This window comes from Bacillus sp. 05T31 (assembly GCF_056396725.1).
This window is the reverse complement of sequence record NZ_JBFTMA010000120.1, coordinates 1-9,075: the sequence shown is the minus strand read 5'-3', so window position 1 is coordinate 9,075 and position 9,075 is coordinate 1. Positions and strand designations below refer to the sequence as shown.

Sequence of the window (9,075 nt, the reverse complement as noted above, 5' to 3'; positions counted from 1 at the left end):
TCCAGACTCCGAATATTCCATTGCTTTTTGAGCATCTTCAAAAGGAAAAACTCGGTCGATTATAGGTTTGATTTTTCCGGATTCAATATAGTTTGCGATAATACGTAATTGATCCCCACTTGGCTTCATAAATAAAAATGAATATTGAGCACTATGCTTTTTTTCAAGTGCAGTAAGTTTTTTGCTGGCCAATGAAAATAGGAGTGTTTTAAAAAATCCTGAACCAAATTCTTTACCGAAGCGAGCATTCGGCATTCCTGAAACGGAAACGATATTCCCACCGCTTTTTATAATATCGAATGATTTTTCAAGTGTTGTACCGCCAATTGTATCAAATACCGCATCATAATTTGTTAGTATATCTTCAAATTTCTCTGTTTTGTAATTAATAATTTCATCTGCACCAAGAGATTTTACTAAATTCGCACCAGCTTCACTAGCAGTCGTTGCAACAGTAGCACCCATTATTTTTGCTAATTGAATAGCGAAAGTACCAACACCACCGGATCCAGCGTGAATTAAAATCTTTTGTCCTTTTTGTAAGTGCATGATGTCATGTAATGCTTGATATGATGTTAAGCCAACGAGTGGAATCGACGCCGCTTCCTCAAAACTTAAATTTTTTGGCTTTAAGGCTACATCATCCTCATGAATGGCTATATATTCCGCAAAAGTACCAATCTTATTCTTTCTTGGACGTGCATATATTTCATCACCAACTTTAAAGCGAGTCACCTTTGCTCCAACTTTTACAATGACACCAGAAAAGTCATTACCAAGAATAAGGGGCATTTCATATTTAAGTAACATCTTTACTTTTCCATCGCGTATTTTAAAATCAATTGGGTTAATACTAGCTGCATGAATTTCCGCGAGCACCTCATACTCATTTATTTCAGGAGTAGGTACCTCTGTCATACGCATTGGGACTTTCCCATACTTATCAATTATCATTGCTTTCATTTCTTATACCTCCAAATACCGTATCTTTTTTCAATAAAAGTCTTGCAATAACTTCTCAATATCTAATACAAGGTTTTTTAATAAACTTAATTTTGTACGTATATCAATATAATAAAAATTCTTTGTACCTTCTTTTCGCATTAAAATAATGCCAGCTTCTCGTAAAATTTTAAGGTGATGTGATACTGCTGGTCGAGAAAGGTGTGTTTGTTTAGTAATTTCTCCTACACGTAATCCTGTTTGACATTCCGTTTTCATTAGAACTAACAAAATAGCTTGACGTGTTTCATCACCAATTGCTACTAATACTTTTTGACAATCAATAAAATCTTCTTTAATGACATTTAATTGTTCTTGTTTATTCATTTCAATCACTGTACCTCCAATAATTAGTCGAAAGGTTTAAGATGATGAACCATTGTATCGATACGGTAATGCTACATGATTGCTGTATTCGATGCAATATTGAGAAAGAAAATCGAGACGAATCAATTTTTACGTATTGAAAATCGTGGAGCATTTATTATAGGGAATAGAAAAGAAATTGGAAGATTTACATACGACAATGGATGAAGTTTAAGAAATAGAAAAAGATCTAACAATGCGTTTTCTATAGATGATAAAGGTTATAAAGGAGAAGGTATTTCAAAAAAATAAGCGGTCGTAACCCTCTATAATCTATAGGGTTACGACCGCTTATAATGTTTTTATTATTTTTGATGCCTTCGTCAGAAAAGAGTTCAACGTAAAGTAGGATCTTCTATTTTATCCTTTAATACACACACAATTTAGGTGAATTGTAGATGTATTAAAGGATAAAAGTAATTTGGGGCGTAATCTATCTATATGATAATTCAAAATGAAATATAAGTCTATATTTTTGTTGGTTTTTTGATTATATTTATTTCACTGAGCTCAGAAGAACAAATGTGGAGGGAAAATATATGAAATCAAGACATGTACCAGTTTTAATTGTTGGAGGGGGATTATCAGGATTAGCGTCTGCGTTATTTCTTGGAAAACAGAACATTGAGTACTTACTTATTGAAAGGCATCCGTCTACTGCGATTCATCCGAAAGCAGGCGGGATTACTTTTCGTACGATGGAATTATTTCGAGAATTAGGTCTAGAAAAAGGAATTAGATTAGCTGGTAAAGCATTAGAGAATTGTCATGGGAGAATTGCGGTTGAAACAATAGCTGAGGTAAAGCATGAAGAATTGGAACAAATAAGGGCGGCGCAGTATGAAAATAACGAAAAGTTAGTTCGTAAAGTGGAAGAGATTAGCCCATCAAAACAAACTGCTTGTTATCAAATTACTTTAGAAGAGATGATGCTACAATACGCGCAAAAGTTAGGCGGAAATCTATCTTTTTATCATGAACTAGTTTCTTATGAGCAAAATGAAAACGGAGTAATAGCAATGATTCAAAATCGTGACACGAAAGAAGAGAGTACTATTTATTGTGATTATGTAATTGCAGCAGATGGAGCGAAAAGTAAAATACGTGAAGAGTTAGGGATTTTAACCGAGGGCCGTGGTACGATCGGTGGTTATTATATGAACATATATTTTGAAGCGGATTTGAGTGGATTTATAAAAGGAGACGCATTTGGTTTTACTATGATACGACATCCAGAAGTTCTTGGTGCACTTATTCCGGTCGATAACGTAAGGAAATGGATATACCATGTGGCTTATGATCCAATACAAGGAGAGAGACCAGAGGATTTCACTCTAGAACGCTGTAAACAAATTATTCAAACTGCAATTGGAAGTATGGATATTAAGCCAGAAATATTAAGTGTTTTGCCGTGGGAAGCGAGTGAAAGTACAGCGGTAAAATTTCAGGACAATCGCATCTTTTTAGTTGGCGACTCGGCACATATTATGCCGCCAACAGGAGGATTCGGTTCCAATACAGGAATACAAGATGCACATAATTTAGCTTGGAAATTGGCTGCGGTTATAAATGGTAAAGCAAATCCAAAATTGTTAGAAACGTATCATGACGAGAGATATCCTGTTGCGAAATTAACGACGGACCATGCGAGTAGTATGTTATTTCGTGCTGCGGGCAGAGAGGTAGGTAATTTGAGTAATATGGATAGTTTAGCTGTTACTGCTGGTTATCAGTATTGCTCAGAAGCAATTATAGACGAATGTAACACTCCGCATAGAATGGATATAGTTGATTTGAATGGACGCCCAGGAACGCGTGCGCCACATTTTTGGGGAACTTATGAAGGAAAAGAAGTTTCTATACTTGATCTATTTGGTAGCAACTTTGTGCTACTTACTGGAGCTGAGCCTAGTGCTTGGACTGAAGCTGCACGTGACGTTTCATCTGAATTAGGAGTAAATATAAAAGTATTTCGGGTTGGTTTAAGTGGAGACTTTGTTGCTCAAGAAAATGTTTTTAGTGAATTATATGGGATAGGGCATGGAGGTGCTGTATTGATTAGACCTGATGGGTTTATAGGATGGGGTACGGAAAAAGCGGTAGTAAATCCAGATGTAGTACTTAAAGAGGTAATGAACAATATGCGAATGGCTTAACTTTGCTTCGTATAGAAAAACAAATGAGGCATTATGTTGCCGAGGGACAAACTGTGGATTTTCCTGTTTTATGGGTAAAGATGATGCATAATAACGGAAGTTTTAACTGGGTCACAATTGATGGTGACGGACAAATCATCGAATTTGAGCGTGAAGTATGTTGGGATTATATGATGAGTCGCCGTCAAACGGAAATGTGGTATTACGATGATTGGGTATTAGCGCGTATGGGGAAAGGCACACAATTATGACCGCCAGCTGTTTTAGCTTAATATGTGTACAATAGGTAGGACTCTATGATAATATACCGCTCGCAATATTGTATCTATATAATAAACTGCACATAAAGGACTGAGAAATATGAGAAGAAAAGGTTATTTTATAGACAATGAGAGTAAGCGGTTATACAACAATGACATCGTAGTCTCAAATAAAATATATCCTAATAATCCTACGTTGGCAGAACTGAAACAAATGATTTATAACGGTGGAATAGAAGAAGTGTTTATATCCAATTATTTTGACGATCGAAAAAGTAATTTAGAGCGTGAATCAATAGATGATGTGAGAGCAGAATGAGATATAAAATATCACTATAATATTTGTCTTGCTGAAGAACCAGTATCTTTAGAAGATTTCCCAGATGAATATCTATTCTTTGTTGAAATGTGGGGGAATGAAAAAGGAAAAGTAATTTTAGTGTTATTTATGTATCATTAGAATGTTCGGGAAGCCTTTATATTGGCTTCCCGATATTTTTTATGTTGAAAAAATATTATGCAAGATGTTGGTAATATGATACGTATTTTTCTAACCCTTCAACTTCTTTCTCAGGAGGCTCAATTCCACCTTTTCGGCCGTARCAAACATTTCTYAAGTAYTCGCCAAAAATCATAGAACGACTTTTTTCATTTTCCATCCAATTATATCTATTAATAACATATTCACCATCAAAGTTTGTATCAAATGTGTAAGGAATATAGGTTATATGTTTTGGTAAATGTTTTTTTAATACTCTATATTGCCGGCCTGCTCCTAAACTTTTACATACAAATAGTAAACTATTAATTGTTGTAAAATCAAAGATCTTCTTAGCTTCAATTACATTTGCGATAGAATGGAGAGAGTTTTTCTCGAAAATGATAGCATCTTCCGGTACACCGTGTTCAATTAACTTGTTAACAATTACTTCTGATTCTGATAACTCTCCATAATTCCAGTTTGGATGTTTCATTCCATGTAAACTAGTACCACCTGTGACGATAATTTGTGCACCTAAACCTTGTTGATAAGCATGTAGAGGAGCTTGCCAATTACCAGGATGGGAACCACCGAAAACGAAAATCGCATCACACTGTTGTGGTGTTGRTTYTTTTAGGAAAGYGATTTCGGTTATTTYTTCAATTTGTTTTTTCGTAAGATRTGGGACTTCAGGRTATTTTGGGATTACCATATGAAAACCTCCTATATAGTGAAACGTTAAATTCATTATATAGCGATGTTATTTAGTGGAAAAAGGGAAGGTTTTCATTTGACAGTTCCCCTTTTATGATAACTCTCCTATAAACAAAAGTTCTACTTCATCATAAAATTCATCTTCATCCTTGATTATCTCTTGGAAATGCAATGTTTGGATGCTGTTAGAAATTGATATTTTCCATTCATGCCTGAAGTCGGACTCATTGGAAAGAGGCATCCATTTTTGAAATTCGTTATCTCTATTGAAAAAATTTTGAAAGTAGTCATCGTTTTTAAATATGATGATTTGTGAGTTCCATAAGCTTGCTATTTTGATCATAACAACGACTCGATATGTATTTGTATCGTTCGGTTTCATTGTCATTAATTGATTCGCTTGATTTAACAGGGTTTGAATGCACAATCGCTTTACTTTCCTAGGTGTTGTACTAGAATCGATAAAAGCTTGAGAGCCTGGTAAAGGCATATGCCAGTATTCATCGTTATAGAAAGTAGACGGAAATGCTTTAGTAGAGTCTTCAATTCTTTTTATAAGAGTTTTTGTTTTTCGTTTCATTCCACGTATTTTCTTTTCACGCATTGTTGATCATCTCCATAAATTTTTGCAAGGCAGCTGAGTGGAAAATATCTTTTCGAATAATAAAGGTAGTAGGAACCTTTCTAAAGTGATTTGGTAATGTATTTAAAGATAAACCATGTTCGTAATCTGGAATAATAGATTTCAGCATAATAGCCGTACCCATACCTGATTTTACACATGCAAGTATTGCTTCAATTGTTCCGAACTCTAGTATTCTTTTAGGTGAAATCCCTTCTTCTTGAAGCCAGTTTTCTAATAGTTTTCTGTAATAACAACCTTGACTAAAAGCGAGTAAATTCAGTTCTTCTATTGTTTTAAAGGAAGATAGAGGAGTCTTGCTAATGAGAACGAGTTCTTCTTCTCGAAATGAAAGTGTATGAAGTTCAGTATGCTGAATATTTCCAGCGATAAGAGCCCCGTCTAGTTTTCGCTCTAAAACGAGCTGAGTTAATTGGTCTGTCGTATTTGTTTCTAGAATTAATTCAACTTCTGTATACTTTTCATAATAGGTCGTTAATATAGGCGGGAGACGAACGGCTGTTGTCGATTCTGTATACCCGATTTTTAACGTGCCTTTTGGCTCGGTTCCGTTACTTTGGACAGCTTGAATGGATTGATCGATTAGATGGATGATTTGTTTTGCATATGTTAATAAAATTTCTCCGTTAGAAGTTAAAGTAACGCCTTTTCCGTTYCGATAAAATAAWGGYAYACCTAATTCGTTTTCTAGTTGTTTTATRCGCATCGTTACRCCWGATTGTACATAGTTTAARTTTTTAGCGGCRTGAGATATATTTCCTTCTTTCGCWACTTCGTAAAAAACAGTTAAATCTTTAATGTCCACATATCATCCCTCCGAAAAAGGTATCAATTTTTTTGATGGATTCTATTCTTGATGTTTATTTTACATGATATCAGAACCTYCATACAATGAAAGGKATATGGGGGAGATAACGTTGATAATTGAAGAAAAAATTGAAAGGTACGGTAGTTCTAATAAATGGATCATATTAGCTTTGGCAACGGTAGCACAGGCAAGTGCAACACTTATAACATATGGCGTAGGGGTGTTCGCTTTATTTTGGAAACAAAAATATGCACTTTCGAATATGCAAGTTGGTTTGTTAATAAGTGCCGTGAACATTGGTCCACTTTTTTGTATGCTTTTTGCCGGAAGGTTGCTTGATCGATATAACGAAAGAATATTAATTGGAGCGAGTTCTGTGTTACTTGGAGGGGCACTTTTACTTGTTCATACGGCAAGGGGATTTATTGGGCTATTATTTGTCCTTCTTTTAATAGGGACTTTTTATAGCGTATCCCAGCCAGGGGGAAGTAAAGTAATCTTGAAATGGTTTCCGAAAGAAATACGTGGATTAGCTATGGGAATTAGGCAAGCTGGTATACCTATTGGCGGAGCGTTTGCAGGAGTAATAATCCCTTTGTTTACAATTAAATTTAGTTTAGCTTATACGATAAATGTTATTGCAACTATATGTATAGTAAGCGGGTTATTGTTTTTCATATTTTATAGGGAATCGTACACCCGGGAACACACTAGCCAAGAAAATGTAAGTCTGTCTTTTTGGATACAGTTAAAAAAGGTGGTATGTAAAAAAAAGCTGTATCCAATTTTTATTACAGGTATTTGCATGATTTCGTTACAAATGATATTAGTCGGACATTTTATGAAATTTTTAGCTGTTGAAAAATCGATAACACCTATTTTAGCAGGGAAAGTATTTTCAGTTATGCTATTTGCAGGAATGATAGGCCGAATTATATTAGCTACAATAAGTGATACATATTACAAAGGGGATCGTCGTACACCGTTGTTTATATGTATATGTATTTCTTTTGGCTTAATTTTAGTTTTTGTAATGAGCACACACACAATGACACTTGAGGTATTATTTTGGGTGAGCGGATTGTTAGGGTTCTTTGCAATCGGTTGGTTTAGTCTTTTTATGGTTGAAGTTGCTGAGTCTGCAAGTGAGGAATCGTTAGGCTTGACAGTGAGTTTTGCGCTTACGCTTAATCAGATTGCTATTATTTGTGTGCCTGCTTTCTTTGGGTATATTGTAGATGGAAAAGGGTACACATATGCATGGATGAGTATAGCCGCATTACTAAGTATCTCAGCGGTRAATTTATGTAAMAGTAAAAGAATATTAAAAATGTAAATCTTTTATGAAGAAAATCTAAAGAAATGTCGTGGGAGTGACATTTCTTTTTTTATATGYTGTATAATCAAKTTAKAAATGAGATTCATTTTCATTAGCGTTCATTTCCTCTTTTGAAGTTACCTGTAATTTTAGCCATAATAAGTTGTTTTTCTTTTTTATTATTTGCCCGAGTTATTTTGTTTAAAACTTTTTCAACGTCATTTCCTTTTAAAATCATAATCTATTTTCTGGTATATTAGATTATAACTATGTTTTTGTTACTCGGTAATGAAATATCAAATCATATAAACGATTGCGTTTATCAGTATTTTTCAAATTAACRCCTCCATTCTTGTTAATGTGTAGCGAATGTTACATAAGAAATTGAAATTCAAGTTGGATGTATCCGATTGTAAGGTGGAAATTTTACAAARAAGAAATACAATAGAGAGTAGTCAAAATTTGAGTGTGAGAAAAAGGAATCTAGTGTAATATAATGAATGATAGATAGAGGATATAATTATAAAATGTTTAGAAATTAATAGATATAGAATAGGAATAGAATGGAAAAGTATAAAGTGAAACTGGATAAAAGAGGGTCCCTATATGTTTAAGAAATGGCTAATTGTTTTCTTTATTTTTGCTGTTTTTTGTGGGAGTGTCGCTGCACTAATATATGCAAATAAAGATAAGAAATATAATTTGAAGGCATTTTCAGGTTATAAGAATAAATTTGAAAATGATAAACCGAAAGTCGATGCGAATCAGCAAAAACGTTATGATATTGCAGCAACGAAACTCGATCAATATTTAAAAGATAAAGGATTTAACGGAACGGTTCTCGTAACGGATAAAAATAATGTGGTTTTACGAAAAGGCTACGGGTATGCGAATATAAAAGATAAAGTTTTAACAACGCCAAGAACAAAATATCGCATCGGTTCCATAACGAAAACAGTAGTTGCAATATCTATATTACAGCTAAGAGAAAAAGGGAAATTGAATATTGAAGACAATGTAAATAAGTATATTCCATCGTTTCCAGCAGATAAAAACATTACGTTACGAAATTTGTTAACACATACGTCCGGGTTACCAGATCAGGGACAAGGTAGTGTTGATGCGGCATCACGTTTAAAGTTAGTAACGTGGATTGGAGCGCAAAAGTTGCAATTTCCTGCAGGGACAGGATGGAAATATACAGATTATAATTATATGGTACTTGCGTATATTGTAGAAAAGATATCGAATAAACCGCTTGCTGAATATGTGAAAGAAAACATTTTTACTCCTGTTGAAATGAATGAATCTGGTATGGGTGCAACTC

Annotated in this window: 10 protein-coding genes and 2 pseudogenes; 6 read left to right on the top strand and 6 right to left on the bottom strand. The window is 34.3% G+C overall.

The genetic code is table 11. The features are described from left to right. A partial coding sequence (locus AC1DJR_RS10385; protein WP_477002551.1) for an NADP-dependent oxidoreductase occupies positions 1-963 on the bottom strand: 963 nt, incomplete at its 3' end. Positions 964-993: 30 nt separating this feature from the next. Further along, entirely contained in the window at positions 994-1,338 is a 345-nt protein-coding gene (locus tag AC1DJR_RS10380; protein ID WP_060749152.1) for an ArsR/SmtB family transcription factor, read from the bottom strand. A 66-nt stretch (positions 1,339-1,404) separates the two neighbouring features. On the opposite strand from AC1DJR_RS10380, the gene AC1DJR_RS10375 reads away from it, so the two are divergent. The 4 genes and pseudogenes from AC1DJR_RS10375 to AC1DJR_RS10360 all read left to right on the top strand — a co-directional run bounded on the left by AC1DJR_RS10375 (position 1,405) and on the right by AC1DJR_RS10360 (position 4,103). Continuing rightward, on the top strand, positions 1,405-1,536 hold the full coding sequence (locus AC1DJR_RS10375; protein WP_429687899.1) for a hypothetical protein: 132 nt from the start codon (positions 1,405-1,407) through the stop codon (positions 1,534-1,536). Positions 1,537-1,907: 371 nt separating this feature from the next. Next, a complete protein-coding gene (locus AC1DJR_RS10370; protein ID WP_429687900.1) occupies positions 1,908-3,524 on the top strand; it encodes an FAD-dependent monooxygenase in 1,617 nt (538 codons plus the stop codon). After that, positions 3,500-3,775: pseudogene (locus AC1DJR_RS10365) on the top strand (hypothetical protein); the annotation flags it as partial. The gene AC1DJR_RS10370 and the pseudogene AC1DJR_RS10365, both read left to right, overlap by 25 nt. Before the next feature lie 205 nt (positions 3,776-3,980). Continuing rightward, positions 3,981-4,103: a hypothetical protein gene (locus tag AC1DJR_RS10360; protein WP_429687901.1), complete on the top strand. Its 123-nt coding sequence runs from the start codon at positions 3,981-3,983 to the stop codon at positions 4,101-4,103. 196 nt (positions 4,104-4,299) lie between these two features. Here AC1DJR_RS10360 and AC1DJR_RS10355 read toward each other — a convergent pair whose 3' ends face one another. The 3 genes from AC1DJR_RS10355 to AC1DJR_RS10345 all read right to left on the bottom strand — a co-directional run bounded on the left by AC1DJR_RS10355 (position 4,300) and on the right by AC1DJR_RS10345 (position 6,427). Beyond that, entirely contained in the window at positions 4,300-4,977 is a 678-nt protein-coding gene (locus tag AC1DJR_RS10355) for a YdcF family protein (protein WP_477002550.1), read from the bottom strand. A 93-nt stretch (positions 4,978-5,070) separates the two neighbouring features. Next, a complete protein-coding gene (locus AC1DJR_RS10350; RefSeq protein WP_429687903.1) occupies positions 5,071-5,583 on the bottom strand; it encodes a DUF3916 domain-containing protein in 513 nt (170 codons plus the stop codon). Next, a complete protein-coding gene (locus tag AC1DJR_RS10345) occupies positions 5,576-6,427 on the bottom strand; it encodes a LysR family transcriptional regulator (protein WP_477002549.1) in 852 nt (283 codons plus the stop codon). Before AC1DJR_RS10345 ends, AC1DJR_RS10350 begins: the two co-directional genes overlap by 8 nt. 97 nt (positions 6,428-6,524) lie before the next feature. On the opposite strand from AC1DJR_RS10345, the gene AC1DJR_RS10340 reads away from it, so the two are divergent. Further along, positions 6,525-7,766 (top strand): MFS transporter, encoded by a 1,242-nt coding sequence (locus AC1DJR_RS10340; protein WP_477002548.1) that lies wholly within the window; start codon positions 6,525-6,527, stop codon positions 7,764-7,766. A gap of 94 nt (positions 7,767-7,860) precedes the next feature. Here the strand turns inward: AC1DJR_RS10340 and AC1DJR_RS10335 are convergent. Further along, positions 7,861-8,084, bottom strand: a pseudogene (locus tag AC1DJR_RS10335) (hypothetical protein). Positions 8,085-8,354: 270 nt separating this feature from the next. Between AC1DJR_RS10335 and AC1DJR_RS10330 the strand changes: the two are divergent. Beyond that, positions 8,355-9,075 (top strand): serine hydrolase domain-containing protein (locus AC1DJR_RS10330; RefSeq protein WP_477002547.1); only part of this gene is annotated, 721 nt, incomplete at its 3' end.